At 38.3% G+C, this 16,889-nt stretch carries 12 protein-coding genes and 2 tRNA genes; 7 read left to right on the plus strand and 7 right to left on the minus strand.

Annotated features, from left to right (window positions below; genetic code table 11):
* The first annotated feature begins 301 nt into the window (after positions 1-301).
* Positions 302-2,833, plus strand: coding sequence for a carbohydrate binding family 9 domain-containing protein (locus IPJ83_04605; GenBank protein ID MBK7879825.1), 2,532 nt, complete (start codon positions 302-304; stop codon positions 2,831-2,833).
* Positions 2,834-3,029: 196 nt separating this feature from the next.
* Here the strand turns inward: IPJ83_04605 and IPJ83_04610 are convergent, their stop codons facing one another.
* The gene (locus tag IPJ83_04610) at positions 3,030-4,412 is read right to left on the minus strand and encodes a TolC family protein (GenBank protein ID MBK7879826.1); all 1,383 of its coding nucleotides are present in this window, start codon (positions 4,410-4,412) and stop codon (positions 3,030-3,032) included.
* A 248-nt stretch (positions 4,413-4,660) separates the two neighbouring features.
* Between IPJ83_04610 and IPJ83_04615 the strand changes: the two genes are divergently transcribed.
* The 4 genes from IPJ83_04615 (at position 4,661) to IPJ83_04630 (ending at position 10,202) form a co-directional block, all read left to right on the plus strand.
* Positions 4,661-4,987, plus strand: a complete 327-nt coding sequence (locus IPJ83_04615) for a c-type cytochrome (GenBank protein MBK7879827.1) — start codon at positions 4,661-4,663, stop codon at positions 4,985-4,987.
* Entirely contained in the window at positions 4,977-5,942 is a 966-nt protein-coding gene (locus IPJ83_04620) for an NAD-dependent epimerase/dehydratase family protein (protein ID MBK7879828.1), read from the plus strand. The genes IPJ83_04615 and IPJ83_04620 overlap by 11 nt, the downstream gene beginning before the upstream one ends.
* A gap of 121 nt (positions 5,943-6,063) precedes the next feature.
* The gene (locus tag IPJ83_04625; protein MBK7879829.1) at positions 6,064-7,911 is read left to right on the plus strand and encodes a T9SS type A sorting domain-containing protein; all 1,848 of its coding nucleotides are present in this window, start codon (positions 6,064-6,066) and stop codon (positions 7,909-7,911) included.
* 80 nt (positions 7,912-7,991) lie between these two features.
* Positions 7,992-10,202 carry a hypothetical protein gene (locus tag IPJ83_04630; GenBank protein ID MBK7879830.1) on the plus strand — a complete coding sequence of 737 codons (2,211 nt, stop codon included), beginning with the start codon at positions 7,992-7,994 and terminating at the stop codon, positions 10,200-10,202.
* Here IPJ83_04630 and IPJ83_04635 read toward each other — a convergent pair.
* Positions 10,192-11,004 carry a segregation/condensation protein A gene (locus tag IPJ83_04635; protein MBK7879831.1) on the minus strand — a complete coding sequence of 271 codons (813 nt, stop codon included), beginning with the start codon at positions 11,002-11,004 and terminating at the stop codon, positions 10,192-10,194. The genes IPJ83_04630 and IPJ83_04635 overlap by 11 nt on opposite strands.
* A gap of 98 nt (positions 11,005-11,102) precedes the next feature.
* Here IPJ83_04635 and IPJ83_04640 point away from each other — a divergent pair, with 98 nt between their 5' ends.
* Positions 11,103-11,813, plus strand: coding sequence for an SAM-dependent methyltransferase (locus tag IPJ83_04640; GenBank protein ID MBK7879832.1), 711 nt, complete (start codon positions 11,103-11,105; stop codon positions 11,811-11,813).
* A 35-nt stretch (positions 11,814-11,848) separates the two neighbouring features.
* Here the strand turns inward: IPJ83_04640 and IPJ83_04645 are convergent, their stop codons facing one another.
* On the minus strand, positions 11,849-12,985 hold the full coding sequence (locus tag IPJ83_04645; protein MBK7879833.1) for a glycosyltransferase family 4 protein: 1,137 nt from the start codon (positions 12,983-12,985) through the stop codon (positions 11,849-11,851).
* Between the two features lie 73 nt (positions 12,986-13,058).
* On the opposite strand from IPJ83_04645, the gene nadB reads away from it, so the two are divergent.
* Positions 13,059-14,660, plus strand: a complete 1,602-nt coding sequence (nadB, locus tag IPJ83_04650; protein MBK7879834.1) for an L-aspartate oxidase — start codon at positions 13,059-13,061, stop codon at positions 14,658-14,660.
* Here the strand turns inward: nadB and IPJ83_04655 are convergent.
* The 4 genes from IPJ83_04655 to IPJ83_04670 form a co-directional block, all read right to left on the minus strand.
* The gene (locus tag IPJ83_04655; protein ID MBK7879835.1) at positions 14,634-15,125 is read right to left on the minus strand and encodes a RecX family transcriptional regulator; all 492 of its coding nucleotides are present in this window, start codon (positions 15,123-15,125) and stop codon (positions 14,634-14,636) included. The two genes, nadB and IPJ83_04655, sit on opposite strands and share 27 nt — an antisense overlap.
* Complete coding sequence (locus tag IPJ83_04660; protein MBK7879836.1) at positions 15,118-15,750, minus strand: HAD family phosphatase; 633 nt, start codon at positions 15,748-15,750, stop codon at positions 15,118-15,120. The genes IPJ83_04655 and IPJ83_04660 overlap by 8 nt, the downstream gene beginning before the upstream one ends.
* A gap of 390 nt (positions 15,751-16,140) precedes the next feature.
* A tRNA-Met gene (locus IPJ83_04665) sits at positions 16,141-16,223 on the minus strand.
* Between the two features lie 208 nt (positions 16,224-16,431).
* Positions 16,432-16,505, minus strand: a tRNA-Ile gene (locus IPJ83_04670).
* Between the last annotated feature and the right edge of the window lie 384 nt (positions 16,506-16,889).

Raw genomic sequence — 16,889 nt, forward strand, 5'->3', positions numbered from 1 at the left:
AAATGATTAAATAAAAAAATAAAACTCAGTGAAGTGAATATCTCTGAGGGGATGAAAAAAGGTGTGGTTTATCCCGAGATAATCTCAAAGATACAAAATCTTCTGTGGTTTATAGTAAAAAAATTTTTTCAAGATTAAATTTTGGTCCCCAAGGACCAGGTTAATATCTCTGGTTAGGATAAAGCCAGGTACAATAAAATATTTGGATTCGATAATTGGGGGGTTGTGCATGTTTTAAATTCTGCTTACCTTTACCTGCCCGTCATTTAGGAACACTTAATTTATTATTTAATTTGACAAAATGCTTCAACCAAGGAAGCCTTCTTTCTTTTCTCTTGTTCTGATCATTTGCTTCCAGTGGTCAACATTGCAGGCATTGGATAAGCCCAAACTATTCCAAGCAGTTAGAATTTATCAACCCATTAGTATTGATGGTAGACTGGTTGAAAAAGAATGGTCTTTTTCGGATACCGCTGAAGGATTTTTTCAAACTGAGCCATTGGTAGGAAAACCGGCAAGTTTTGAAACGAAAGTATATTGTCTTTATGATGATTATGCCGTTTATTTCGGAGCAAGACTTTTTGATCCTGAACCCGATAAAATACTTAAAGAGTTGTGCCTGAGAGACAATTCCAGTAATTCAGATTTGTTTAAAGTATTTATAGATTCCTACAGAAGTGGTTTAAACGGTTTTCTCTTTGCAGTGAATGCTGCTGGCGTTCAGGCAGACTATATTGTATCCAACAATGAAGAAGATTCGGAATGGGACGTAATATGGGATTCTGAGATCCAGATTGACCAGAACGGCTGGACCATAGAAATTAAAATACCCTATTCGTCCCTTCGCTTTCCCAAGTCATCCATACAAGAATGGAATGTTCAGTTTGGCAGAGAAATACGCAGATTCAGAGAGACCTCCTACTGGAATCCAATTGATCCTTTAATCAGCGGATGGGTACAGCAAAGTGGCGTATTGAACCACCTGGATGGTATTAAATCTCCGGTCAGGTTGTCCATTACTCCTTACTTATCGGCTTATTTGAACTCAGATTACCAGCCTGAAGCAGCATCAGTGAGATTTATTCTTGACCCTGCATACAGTATGGGTGCAGATCTTAAATATGGGATAAATGACGCTTTTACTTTGGATATGACATTGGTACCGGATTTTGGGCAGGTCATTGCAGATCGTCGTGTTTTGAATTTATCTCCGTTTGAAATTTTTTTTAATGAGAATAGACAATTTTTTACCGAAGGAACAGAATTGTTTAACAAAGAAAGTCTATTCTATTCAAGACGGGTTGGTGGCCAACCATTTAATTATTTCAAAGTTTATGATGAATTGTCACCAACCGATGTATTGGTAAGAAATCCAAGTATATCCCAACTGTATAATGCCACAAAAATTTCCGGTAGGACAAAAAAGGGAATGGGTATTGGTTTTTTTAACGCGGTGGAATCGGAAGAATATGCGATTATAAAAAATGAACGCGGAGAAGAAAGAAAATTTCTGACAAACCCACTCACTAATTACAATGTATTTGTTTTAGATCGCAACTTAAAAAATAATTCTGTGGTGAGTGTGACGAACACAAATGTTTTGCGTAATGGATCAGAATACGATGCCAACGTCACAGGAGGATCCTTCGAACTAAAAACAAAAAATCAAAAATATTCTGCAAAAGGACGAGGGGTATTGTCCCAAAAATATTTCTCCGATTCCATAGACCTTGGGTTCAGCAGCTCTTATGAATTTTCTAAAATAAGTGGTAATTGGACTTATTCGTTGGGTCAGGTTATTGAGTCTGCAAATTACGATCCAAATGATTTGGGATTTTTATTTAGCCCAAATGAAAATTCTATATTAGCTTCTGTTGATCACACGCAATATAAAACTGCTGATAGTAAATTGCAACAAGTTAATGTAAGTGGCAGTTCCCGATATACCAGTTTATACGAACCCTTTGTATTCAGTGATTTCTATCTTGATCTCAGTACTTTTATTCTGTGGAAAAGCAGAAATGCCATTGGAGTAAACATCAGATTAGAGCCTATCGTTACCAGAGATTATTTTGAACCAAGAACTGCAGACTTTAGCAAATATCTTGCGTGGCCGGTTAATTATACATTTGGTGGCTTTTTTTCTTCAGATTATCGCAAGGCTTTTGCACTCGATGTGAATGGTTCATTTAGATTTTTTGATGCTCAGGGTCGCTCAAATTATGATTTTAACTTTTCACCCAGAATGAGGTTCAACGATCATTTTTCCTTATTTGCAGATTGGGGTGTGAATAGAAATCTTAAAGAACTGGGATACGTAAATAAAAATTTTGCAGATCAGCCTGTTCCGGAAATCCAAACAGAGGATATTTTAATGGGTTACAGAAATCGTTGGATTGTGGATAATTCTTTGGGCTCCAGATATATTTTTAACAACAAGATGGGAATAAATCTGAGTATCAGGCATTACTGGGATCAAGTGATTTACCATAATTTTGGGATACTTAGAGAGGACGGAAATGTTCAGATCATTGGTTACCAGGGATTAGATAAAACCAACAAACCAATCTTTGATCAAAATGTAAATATATTTAATATAGATCTTCAATACACATGGCGATTTGCACCGGGAAGTGACATCATCATCGTCTGGAAAAATCAGATTTTCAAACAAGACGATGCGTTTAATTATAGATATTTCAGAAACGTTTTTAATTTGATTGATGCTCCTCAATCCAATAGCATATCTGTAAGGATAATTTATTTTATGGATTATCTGAAAATGTTTACCCAAAGGAAAAAAACAAATCCTTTTAAAACTGAAATAAATTAAACCGAGAGCCAACGCAAGGCTTTAAAAAAAAAACGGATCACATAGGTCATTCACTTCTAATTCAAGAAAATTCAAAAAATTAATCCTTCCCGAATACCATAGACTAAAGCAAAATAAACATGGGCTATTAACCCTTGATTGTTCTGGAATGAGCATTAAAAGCAGGAACTTAAACCCGTTCTGATGTAAGAATAAGTTAAATCTTACCCAAGGCTTTGTCCAGGTCCACTTTGGATTGTATAAGATTGTATTGCGCTTCCAGCACATTAGCTTGTGCAGTATAAAGGTCTCTTTCTGCCTGGGTAATTTCCAGGGATGACCCTACTCCTTCTTTAAATTTTGTTTTTGTGGTTTGGTAAATACGATCTGCCAGATCCAAAGATTTCTTTCTGGATTCAAGTGTAGCCAACGCATTTATATACTGCGTCTTTGCATTCTGAAATTCAAGATCCACTCCTCTTTCAAATTCTGCAAATTGCATTTTGGTTTTTTCGTTTTGTGTTTTAGCTCTGTTGATTTTTGCTTTTCGGTCCAAACCATCAAAAATTGGAATGTTGAGATTTAGTCCTGCAATAGTCGTAGGGAACCATGAATTTTCATTATTGTCAAACAAATTATTGCGTTGTAAAACTTCTTGATGACTGACAAAACCGCTCAGACTTGGTAAGTAGGACGCCTTTAGCCTCTTGATGTTTATTTCTGTAAGCTCCAATCCTTTTGCGATCACCGGATATTCAGGTCTTAATTGGGTGTTCAGTTTGAAAGAAGGATCCATTATTTCCAGATAAGATTTATCCAGAATTTGTTTAAAGGATTCTGTTTGCACCAATTCTTTATCTAGCGGAAAATTCATTTGGAATTTCAAAACGTTTTGTGTGATCCCATCGAGTCTGGCAAGTTTTTCCCTTTCCGTCCTAAGTGTCTGAAGGGAGAGCTCAATTCGATCCACATCCAATTTTTCCGAAAAACCAACCTTGTAAATTTCATTGACTTCTTTATATACCTTTTCAAGATTTGCAATGTTCTTATCCAGGATGATCAAATTCTCTTTGATGGATAGAGCACCCATATAAGCTTTGGTAACTCTGTATCTTAGGTCCGCTTCAGTCTGGTTAACCTGCAATTGTATTAAATCAGAATAAAGTTTCTGCGCTTTAAGTCCTACAATAAAACTGCCATCAAAGATCAATGTACTTAATTGGACACCTGCCGTTAGGTTATTTTTTAATCCAAATTGCGCAGGAAACCCGGAGCCATAATTGATGTCTCGTCTTGGCAATACATTTTCATCAAAAAGCACGTTATACACTGCCGGAGAAATAAAGTCAGGCAGAATACTGGTAGGGATGTTGATGAAATGATTGTAACCGACGGATGCATTTAATTTAGGAATACCAATGGACTTGTATTCCAATATTTGATCTTTTGCATCCTGAATGTCCAATTTTTGAATATTTAGCGAATTGCTGTTTTGCCTGGCATAATTGATGGCTTGTTCCAGGTTGAATTCATTGGCATTTTGTCCAAAAAGTCCAAAACAAAAGAGCATAGATAAAAGAAGGAAGGTATTTTTTTTCATAAAAAAAGAATAAGTACAAAGATCTAAGGTTCGTTTAAAGTCTAGCTATCCTAAAAGACCATTAAATGCAATTTAACAAATTATCTTCGTTAAGGTTCTCTGTTTTCAGAGTTTGGCAGAATAATTATCAATTTAAAAAATGAGAGGAATAGAGCTTTGACTTTGCTAATTGGCATGTGTTATAAACCTTAAGAATTCTTCGGGTGTTTATGGAAAGCTTCTTAGATTCGCCTGTTTTTTAAGAAATTATGCCTAAATACTTTGTATACATTTTTAGTCTGTTCTTTTTTACCTCCTGTAATTCAGGGAGTAGAAATCAGGATGGCTCAATGACCGGAAAGCAAATTTTTAAATCCAATTGTGTGAGTTGTCATGGGATAAAGGGTGATTTGATGACCAATGGGGCCAGAAATCTAAAGGAATCTAACCTGAGTTTAGAGGAGAGGATTTTGATCATCCGAGATGGCAGGAATATCATGACGTCCTTTCGGGAAAAATTAAGCAAGGAACAAATTCGTAAGGTGGCTGAACACACCATGACATTAAGAGATTCGATCCCACCAGATGGAAAATAAAGGCATTTTACTGACAGGGGCTACCGGTTTTTTGGGATCTTATGTTCACCAAGCGTTAAGCAAAGATGTGGATCAGCCGCTCTGGCTCTGTTACCATCAAACCCCACCGAAAACGGAATCCGACCGCTGGTTAGGAATAGACCTTTTGAAACCTTCAGAAGCAGAAGAGATTCTGCCAAAAATTGATACCATAATTCATCTGGCAGGAAAGATCAGTTACCAAAAAAAGGACAGGGATGCCTTACGAAAGACCAATGTGTGGATGACCAGAGAGCTAATCAACAGTGCTCTGGCTTTTGGTGTAAAGAATTTTATTTTCATGAGTTCCGCCTCCACGATGGCTAAAGCAATTCAGCCATTGGTCTATACGGATAAACAGTCTTCCTCTCCGGTATTTCACAGCTACTATGCCCGCACAAAATTTGAAGCAGAGCTGGAAGTGAGAAGGGGGGAAGCTGAAGGGATGCAGATTGTAATTTTGAATCCATCTTTGATCCTTGGTCCAGGTGATTGGAACAAGGGTTCTTCATCCATCATTACAAAGGTAGCATCCGGGCTTCCTGCCTATCCTGCAGGTAGCCTTGGGTTGGTAGGAGCTGAGGATGTAGCAAAAGTGGTTGTGAAAGTAATCCGGGAAGGATTGTGGGGACAGCAACTTTTAATTAATGCAGAAACCTGGACCTACCAAAAATTTATTTATACCATTTGTGAATTATTAAGTGTTAAACCACCGCAATTTCAGTCTAATGCACTGTTCGCTAATCTTGCAATCTGGAAAGATATGATATCAAGTATGTTTCATAACAAGCAAAATATCATTACAACTGAAACAGCGTTTATGAGCGCACAATCGTTCTCTTATGAGTGCAATTCGTCAAATCAAGTGGTGAATATCAATTATCAGCCAGTGGAGGCAGTTTTAAAGCAGATGATAAACGAATATATCAATAAGTAGATATTTATAAATTATTAATAAACAATATTTTATAATTTAATAATATTAAAATATCTAATTTTTTCTTACCAACAAATCAAATATGCTTAACTTTATTCCTTAATAATAAAACAATTTTAATATGAAAAGAATTTTACTTTTTGCTTTTTTACTCACTATGGTTGCCGGACTTTCTGCACAGAAGGTAGTTTGTCTGGTTAACTCTCCGGCAAGTATTGCAGGGGATAAGGTATTTGTTGCTGCAGGATTCGGTGCTGATTTAAGTACTGGTACCTGGACTGCGGATGCTGTTATAGCTGAACCACTTCTTGCTTGCAGTGCCTTAACAAACGCTGCAGCTATGGCCGGAAAAATTGCCCTTATTGAAAGGGGAACTTGTAATTTTGATCAAAAATGTCTGAATGCACAGAACGCCGGTGCTATCGGTGTGGTAGTAATGAACCACAATGTAACTTCAAATCGCGGAGGGGCTCCTTATGTAATGGGGGTTGCTACTGCCAGTATTGCCAGTCAGATCACCATTCCTTGCGTAATGGTTGGTTATGATAACAATGTAGCTTTAAAGGCTGCGATTGCAGCAGGAACCGTAAACATAACACTAGGTGTGGTGAACAAACAAGAAAATGATCTTGCTATGTACACCAAGGTAACTACTAATTATACAGAGCCTTATATCTTTAATTCATCCTGGGGTGCTATTCCTGTAGGATTGCTTCGCTCAGATGATGATTTTCCTTTCCAACCGGGTGGATTTTTTAACAACATTGGATCAAAAGATCAGACCAATGTTAATCTTAAAGCTACCATAACTAAAGGTGGAAATCAAGTATTTACACACACAACCACGGATAATATTACAGTTGAGGTTGATTCTACAAGAGGTCTTTTGAATGATGCATTCATTTTAAATAAAGTGAGCGGCAACAGAGTTGGATCTTATCAGTGTACTTACAATGTTTTTTCAAATGCTACTGAATTGTTGAGTTCTGATAATGTTTTGACCAGTTCCTTTGATGTGTCCAACAATTTATTGTGTAAAAGCCGTATCAATAATGCAGCTAAAGCTCCACTAGCAAACCAATATTGGGGCGGTGGAACAGGATTTAGAGAATTGCTTTCCCCATTCTTGTTAAAGTATGGTAAGGGAGTTCAGATTGACAGTATCTTTTCAGAAGTAGCTTCCAATGAGCCATTGGCGGGTCTTTATATTGAGGGAAGACTCTATCGCTGGAATGACTTAAACGCAGATAACGACATCCAAAATGACGAAATGGAAACTGTAGCCATCGGTTCTTATACTTTCCCGGGCACTGCTTCCGGAAACTTCGGAACTATCAGAGTTGGTTTGGAAGATTTAAATACTGGAGATCCTTTCCATACCGTTACAGAAGATGGAAGACTTTATTTTGCTGCAATTACTTACCAAGGTGGTGCTAATTCTTTGTTCAATGCATACGATGCATTCAATGGCCAAAGACAATATTTTAACCTTAAAGACGGTCTTCAGGAATTAGGATACCAGGATTGGCCCTACATCTCTGTAAGATCTCAGGATGCTGTAACAGGTGGTCCTAACATGGATGAGGCTGGTTTGTTCTATATTGATGACAACGGCGACCAAACGGCACAGGATGAAGAAGTTTGCTTTTTTGCACCTTCTATTGCTGTTCAGATGACTATTGTGGTAAATAATAAAGACATCAGCAATGAAATCGATGTAAATATCAAATTGACTCCTAATCCGGTTAAAGATCAGTTGATCGCTGAAATTAAATTACCAGAAGCAACTGTAGTTAATTACCAGATCATTGATGCGCAAGGTCATCTTGTGTTCAACAAGGACGAAAAAAATGCTGCAAAGGATATCAATACTACCTTCAACCTTTCCGGGTTGAGCTCAGGTCAGTACTTCCTTAAAGTAAATACACCAAATGGTTTTGTGAAAAAAGCCTTTACAAAAGTGAATTAATAAGTAATCTTATTAAACATATAGAAAGCCATTCCCATTTATTGGGGATGGCTTTTTTATTTATTTAATTTTGATGCCAAATGAAAAATCAGGAGATAGGAATTTTCGGAATTCGCCATCATGGTGCGGGATCTGCCCGTAGATTGATACAGGCATTGGAAGAATATAAGCCTGATGCCATTTGTATTGAGCTGCCCGCAGAATCAGAACCTTTGTTTGGTTTGCTGGGGGATGCTGACTTAGTGTCCCCTGTGGCCTTTTTGTGTTATCAGGTGACCAACGCCAACCGATTTTTTTATTTGCCGATGGCTGAATTTTCACCTGAATTTCAGGCCATACAATATGGCTTAAAAAATAAGATAGTATTGAAAGCAATGGATCTACCTGCCGCTCAAGCCCTGATCCCTGAGAACTTCAAGCTGAAGACCGAAGCCTCTTTAAATCTACATGAATTGAACATAACCAGAGATCCTCTGGGATATTTGGCCAGACGTCAGGGTTATAAAGACACAGAGCGATGGTGGAACAGTTACTTTGAGCATTGGACTGATCACCGTCAGTTGTTTGGCGTCATTCAGGATCTGATGGTTGAATTGAGAAAAATGAGCAAGGGACTGGATGATGAAGAAACCCTTATTCGTGAACAGCATATGAGAACAGTCATCAGGGATACCTTGCGTCTGGATGTTACAAAAGTAGCAGTGGTATGTGGGGCCTGGCATGGTCCTGTGCTTACCCTAGACATGGTTCAGAAAAAACAAACAGAAAAAATTAAAAAATTAAAATCCGTCAACACAAAATGCACGCTTATTCCATGGTCTTATGAACGCCTTATTTTAAATCGGGCTTATACAGCAGGAATTGAATCTCCTGTTTGGTCTGAAGCTTTATTTAAAAATCCGGATACTGCCATAGCTTATTGGATGAGTAAAGCAGCACAGCTTTTGCGTCATTACGAATTCAACGTCAGCACTGCAGAAGTGATCGATGCACAACGTCTGGCAGATCAATTGGCTGGAATGAGAGATTTGCCTTTACCCGGAATTGAAGAATTAATGGATGCAGCCACAACCGTTTTTGGTCAGGGACGCTCGAACAAATTAGAGATCATCAGTCAGAAGTTGATAGTAGGGCATAAAACAGGTTCTGTTCCGCTTACGCAGGAAGCTTTGCCACTTGTACTTGAGTTCAAAGAGAAACTCCAAAAACTCAAGCTTATATCTTATTGGGTGGCCAATCCAAAAGAACATCTTGATCTGGACTTACGTAAAGAAAGGCATCTTGAAATCAGCAGGTTTTTATATCAATCCAAGTTGCTAGGTGTGCATTGGGCATATGAAAGATTGGTGGAAAGTAAATCTTTTGGAAATTTTCATGAATACTGGACTTTCCAATGGTCTCCGGAGTCAGAAATGGAATTGATCAGATCGGCTTTGTTTGGAAATAGTATAGAAGACTGCATCACCAAGCTATTAACGGAGCATTTGGAAAAGGAAAGTGACTTGGGAATACTCGCAAATTTTTTGGAATACAGTCTTAAATCCGGTCTGCATTCCTTTTGGCCAACATTGTCCAATAGACTTCTAGCATTGAGTATCGATCAGCAAGATGTTGAAATTCTGGCAAAACTTGTAAAACCACTGATTGGAAGCCTTTCCTATGGAAGTATTTATCAGATCAAACTCGATATACTTCAGGAACTTCTCTCCACTTTGATCACTAAGATCATTTTGCATTTTGGTGAGCAATCCCAACAGATAAATGACGAGAAAGCGCAAAGAATGTTAAATGTCTTTATTCTCTTGCATAGTTATTTTTACCATGACTCCATTAAAGATAACCTCCAATTATGGAAAGACGAATTACATAAAATATCCGGGGATGAATTGTTACATCCCTTGATAAACGGTAAAAGTTGGTTTACTTTAATTGATGAGAAATGGGTGGAAGAATCAGCTTATTTATTGCAGTTGGAATATCAGTGTAACCATGTTGTGGATCCACAACATACTGCCAAGTGGATTGAGGGATTTTTACACAGTGCCAATGGTTTTTATTTTCTTAAAGATGAAGTGTTACGAATATTAGATCAATGGTTAGGTCAATTGCCAGAAGAGGAATTTAAAACCGTATTGCCATTGTTGCGCAGATCGTTTAGTAAATTGACAGATTCAGAAATTATTCGAATACGAAGTAGAATTTTAAATCCACACACAGGTCCAAAAGATAGACTCCTTGTAATGCTTTTCGATGGAGAAAGAAGAAAAAAGTGGATCATTTTTACTCGCTGATTTCCGATACATCTTCTGCATCAGAATCCTGATCTTCATCCGAAATATTTTCCGAAATGATATGATCTTCTTCATTATTTTCTTCCAACCAAAATTGATTAGGTCCTTCACCCTTAATAATTTTAAGTTGCTGAAGATTGATCAATTCCAGCATGGCCAGAAAAGTAACTATGGCATGAATTCTATTTTCACAAGTTTCAAATACTTCGACAAAATCAATTCGTCCTTTTGTTTTTAGGCTGGCAAAAATTCTGTTCTGCTGATCCGATATCTGGTATTCGTAATTAAATATTTTGTGTATTACAGATGTTGGTTTATTGAATCTTTCTACAACTTTCTGGAATACTTTTAATAGGTTAAACAAACTTAGCGTTTCCCATTCTGCATCCACCAATGCCTTCTGTGAAAGAAGCTCAAATTCCTTTTGAATATTTCCCCGTGGTAATTTAAGGGACTGGTTATCTTCCATATTCGAAAGTTCCGATATAACATCCTTAACAGCCTTGTATTCGAGAAGCTTTTGAATCAGTTCAGACCTAGGATCGATTTCAACATTGTTTTCGTCCAGCTCCTTACGAGGAATCAGCATTTTGGCTTTGATTCTGATTAAGGTAGCTGCGACAAGGATAAATTCGCTGGCCAAATCCAGATTTAGCGTTTGGCAATGACGGATGAAGTCCAAAAAATCTTCCGTGATTTTTGCAATAGGGATATCGTGGATGTCAAGCTCGTCCCTTTCAATAAAAAACAGCAAGAGGTCAAATGGACCTTCAAACTGCTCTAATTTAATGGTATAGCTCATCTTTTTCAGAATTGGACTGCGAAGATAGTCAATCCCATAAAACCCTTGATGCAAATGGGCCAACTATGTGATAGCTTTGCAGCAACAAATTCCTCATTATGCATAAAGCCTGTCTCCATTTGATCCCATTTCCCCTGACTGGGGCACCAATCAGCCAGATGTCTCAGGAGGCTATGGAAGCTGCCAAATTGCTGGATTGTTTCCTGGCAGAACGCACTAAAACGGCCAGACATTTTATAAAAGCCCTGGGGCACCCTTTGCCACAGTCAGCCATCGAAGTAGTCGAGATAGGTGAGAAGGATCTTGTGAATAATTTCAACTGGCTTCTTGAGAAAATAAATTCAGGCCATTCTGTCGGCGTAGTGTCCGAGGCAGGAATGCCCTGCATTGCAGACCCCGGAACAGAGTTGGTAAAATTTGCACACAAGCATGGGATAAAGGTTGTCCCACATGCAGGACCAAATAGTATGATGATGGCCCTGATGTCTTCAGGATTCTCAGGTCAACAGTATCAATTTCATGGCTACCTTCCGGCAAAAAAGGAATTGCTTAGAGAAAGTTTGATCAAATTGGGACAGAACGCACTGAATTCTCCGATAAGTCATATTTTTATGGAAACGCCTTACCGGAACAAACAGATGTTTCAGATTGCTTTTTCTGTCTTGCCACAGAGCCTGGACCTATGTATTGCAACAGGAATGGGCACTTCCGATGAAGTAATAAAAACCATGAATGTTAAATTGTGGAAGACAGAAAACCTCGAAGTTTTTACGGATAAGCCGTCGATTTTTATTCTTTCAAAGCCTTAGGATTTTTCTCAAAAAGTCCATTAAATCTAAGAATATTAATTTCCAGACCGTTTAGTAGTTAATTCCTGAATTTTTTCAAAAACATTTTTTGCAGTTTGCGCCCAGGAGAATTTTTGGCGATGTATTCGGCCTAGATTGATGCGCTCAGAGTGATCTGTTTCATGGTATAATTTCATCATTGCCTGTCCTATGGATTGGGGATCATCCGGATTGAAAAGTAAGCCCCCGGGTCCGGCTACCTCGGGTAAAGAAAATCTATCCGAAATCAGTACAGGGACATCACAAAACAACGCTTCCAAAACGGGTACACCAAAACCTTCCAAATAAGAAGGAGCTGCGGCCGACCAGGCAGATCCGGTTACCTTAACAAGTTTCTCTTTGTTCAGATAGGGAAGAAAAATAATATCTGACTGATGTGGGGAGTTCGTATAGGCCTGTTCTATTTCTTTTGTCAGCCATGCCTTTCGACCCACCAGTACCAATTTATAATCTGATGAAGTATTTTCCTTGAACCAGTCAAAACCCATGATTAGGTGATGTACATTTTTGCGAGGATGCATGGCGCCAACAAATAGTATGTATGGTTTTCCCATACTAATTTCATTGCGGGTAAGATTTATTTGTTGCTCAGTCAGAGGTTTGAATTCTTCCCTGCAACCATTATATGCTATGGAAATTTTAGAAGGGAGCGTTTTATATTGTTCAGTAATGTCTTTTTTTGTGGCATTTGAAACGGCGAAAACATGAATAGCCTTCTTGATGTAACGGGGCACAAAATGTGTGTAAAATAACTTAACCAATAGAGGTACTTGCTTGGGAAAATGGCAAAATGCAAGATCGTGTGTAATCATAACTTGCGGAATAGAAGTGGTCAAACTGCAATAACCGTCAGGGCTTAGAAAAATATCCGGTTTGATTTTTTTGAGTAAAAGAGGAAGTGAAAATTCAAACCAAATCCACCAAAGAAATGGATGTCTGGCAGGCGGATTAAGTACATATCCCCGGACATTTTTATCAAAAATAAAATCGGAAGAAAAAGGTCTGTCAAAAATCAAATGGAACTCATGTTCGGGGTGTTGATGGACCATATAACGGATCAGTTCATGACTGTACCAGCCGATCCCCTCCATTTTGCCCTGGATCAAAAATCTTGCATTTATAGCGATTCTCATGGATTTAATAAAGCCTTTCAGCGCTTGGATTTAATTGTTTGTACCTTTACCCGAAGTAGTAAAGATAGTAAGTGTGTATAAATCTGATGTACTCATCATAGGAACCGGAATTGCCGGACTTTCCACCGCGATTCAAATTGCCAGTAGGCGACCAGATCTTTCCATCTCTTTAGTGTCAAAGACCAATAAAGAGGAATGCAATACAAGATATGCCCAGGGTGGGATAGCTGCCGTATGGGATTTAAAGGAAGATGATGTCCAAAAACATATTGCAGATACTCTGGATGCAGGGGACGGCCTGTGTGATGAAAAAATTGTCAGTATTGTAGTCAAGGAAGGCCCTAAAAGGGTCCAGGAGCTGATCGACTGGGGGACGAGATTTGATAAAATCAATACCGAGCAATACGATCTAGCCATGGAGGGCGGACACTCAGAAAAGAGGATCCTACATTACAGAGACTTGACCGGGGCAGAGATTGAAAGAGCTTTGATTGAAAAAGCTTCTTCGTTTTCAAACATTCATTTTTTAGAGCATTATTATGCAATTGATGTGTTGACCCAACACCACCTTGGGTACAATGTTACCAGAGTAATGGATAACATCAATTGTTACGGTGCTTATTTGTTGAATTTGCAGAATCTCGAAGTAGAAACCCATTTGGCAAAAATTACAGTTTTAGCTACTGGGGGCGCCGGACAAATTTATAAATCCACAACCAATCCGATCATCGCAACGGGTGACGGTATAGCCATGATGTATAGGGCAAAAGGACATGTAGAAAACATGGAGTTTGTACAATTTCATCCTACGTCCCTGTATAATCCAACCGGAGAAAATCCCTCCTTCTTGATTTCCGAAGCGGTCAGAGGATTTGGCGGTATATTGAAAACCAGAGATGGCAAGGAATTTATGCACAAATATGATGAGCGTTTGTCCTTGGCGCCAAGAGATATTGTGGCGAGAGCAATTGACTCAGAGATGAAAGCAAGTGGAGATGAATATGTGTGTCTCGATTGTCGGCATTTGGATGAAGCGGCTTTTAAATCGCATTTTCCGACCATCCATCAAAAATGTGTTTCACTTGGAATAGATCCGATGAAGCAAATGATTCCTGTAGTACCCGCCTGTCATTATATGTGTGGTGGAATAAAGGTGGATGAATTCGGAAAAAGCACCATCAATAATTTGTTTGCATGCGGAGAATGTACCTCTACAGGTCTGCACGGTGCCAATAGACTTGCTTCCAATTCCTTGTTGGAGGGTGCTGTTTTTGGTTATCGCATTGCTACAACATTGGCAGAGTTAATTGATAAGGTAGAATTTAATCTTCAGATTCCGGAATGGGATGCACAAGGTACCGTGTTGCCAAAAGAAATGGTATTGATTACACAAAGCATCAAAGAACTCAAAGATCTGATGTCTTATTATGTTGGAATTGTACGATCCAATGTACGATTGAAGCGTTCCTTGGATAGATTACATTTGTTGTATAGAGAGACCGAAGATCTTTACAACAACACTGTATTGTCCCCTCAGCTGTGTGAGTTACGCAATCTCATTACCATAGGGTATCTCGTAGCCAGATCTGCCAGTATGCGTAAAGAAAGCAGGGGTTTACATTTTACGACCGATTATATGGATCAGCATTCATTCATTCAGTCCAGTATCCTTTAAATTCAGATCACCGAGCACTTGTGTGATCAGATGGTGTTCATAACCTTTTTGCATCAGGTGTTGTATTGCTTTATGAGATCTGGAAGGTTCTGATTCATTGGCAAGCAAAGCATATTTTTTTTTCAGAAGTACCTCAATTTTGTCAAAATATTCTGATTCATCAATTTCTTCAAGAGCCATGGTGATAAGCTTTTCGGTTATCCCATGTATCTTTAGGTTTTGCCGGATTTTTACTTTCCCCCATGAGTTTATTTTGAACTTACCCCTTACCATACTGCGGGCATACCTTTCTTCATTAATAAAATCCTCGCGCATGAGATCCAGCAGAATTTCATCGCGCCATTCTGGATCAATTTTTAACGAAAACATTTTATCTAAAACTTCTTTGTGGCATCTTTCCTGGTAGCTGCAATAATGCTTCATTTTTTCGAGGAGCAAATCCTTGGTGGAGTAGATTTTAGGCATAAGCTTCGGTCAATACTTTATGGAATATTGCAGCAATGTCTTCTTCAGGATTGTGATGGTAGGAGGGGATTCCAACCGATCTGGCAGCTTCTACATTCTCTATTTTGTCATCGATAAAAATACATTCTTCGTGATTTAACCCTGTTCTCTGCAATACTTCCAGGTATATACGGGTTTCCGGTTTGCGCATGTGCAATTCATGAGAAAAATAAACAGCATCAAAATAATCTTCGAAGTCAGTTACATTATTAGCCAGTTCGATTTTTTTCTTCACTTTCCTAAGATGAGTGATATTGGTATTGCTGAGTAGGTATAATTTGTATTCCTGACGCAATGTTTTTAAAAACTCAAAGCGATGTGCAGGAAAATCCAACAACATTGCGTTCCATATTTTTACATATTCTGCGCCATCATGCACCTGATAAGATCTGCGTTGCAATCTGTTGAAAAAGCTGTCTTCTGAAATCTCACCTCTTTCAAATGGATGGAAAACCATTTCAAATATATCTGTGGTCAGGGAAGGATCCATAATCACTTTGAAACCATCCCAACTTAGATCTTCATCCAGATTAAGTAGTACATTGCCAAAATCGAAAATTATAGCTTTTGGTTTGGTCGGAATCATGGGATTTTATTTAATAAACATAGCTAATTCACAACAAAGGTAAGGTGTTTTGGATCAAGAGAGAGTCTAAACTTGGGTGGCGTGATTTCAAGTTTGATGGTTGAGATATCACTAAATAAATAATTTATAATTTTAGAAGTATTAGAATTATAGGCTTCCTCATAAAGGTGGACAGAAAGATAAGATAGAAAATTAATAATAATTCACTTTTCCATTCTTCAAATTCTAAGTGGTTTTTGAAATAATTCGTAAACTACAAAAGTTAACTTAGGATGTTCCAAATACCCATCAAACGTAAAAGTTCTCAATATGAATAATTATTAAAAAAAATGGAGGTGCCCGAAAATCACATTTGCTAGTTTGCTCATTTTCAAATTAGCTAACTAAAAGTGGTCCCACCTGGGCTCGAACCTCCCCAACAAGTTGGGGACTGATTATGAGTCAGATGCTCTAACCGGCTGAGCGATGGGACCGGGAGACCTTATGTGGTGGCTTCAAAAGCCGCGGCGTAAGTAAGAAACTTTGAGAAATGCAAGCGTTGCTAGGAAGTGTAATTTGGATACCTCTTACGAATGAGTAATTTTTAACTCAAAATCTGCATCACTAACAAGGTAACAGTAAATAGGGTTCAAGAATTATAAATTAGCTAATTAACTCATTTTCAAATTAACTAATAGAAAGTGGTCCCACTTGGGCTCGAACCAAGGACCCTCTGATTATGAGTCAGATGCTCTAACCGGCTGAGCTATGGGACCGGGAAACCTTTTAAGGTAGTTTCAAAACCGCGGCAAAAGTAAGAAACTTTCAGAATTTAAGGTATAAGTTGAAACTGTAATTTGAAGTTCAACTACAAAACAAGAAGATAATAGTTCTGGAGATGAAAAAGCAATGGTAGAAAAATGTGGAAGGAAATGGTAGATAAAAGTAATCCTCCTTGGGCTCGAACCTCCCCAACTTGTTGGGGACTGATTATGAGTCAAATGCTCTAACCGGCTGAGCGATGGGACCGGGAAACCTTATATGGTAGTTTCAAAACCGCGGCAAAAGTAAGAAACTTTCAGGAATTCAAGCATTGCATAGAAGCGTAATTTGAATACCACTCAAAGATTGGTAATTTTTAACTCAAAATCTGCATCACT

It is taken from the genome of Candidatus Vicinibacter proximus, from assembly GCA_016713905.1.
Lineage (GTDB): Bacteria > Bacteroidota > Bacteroidia > Chitinophagales > Saprospiraceae > Vicinibacter > Vicinibacter proximus.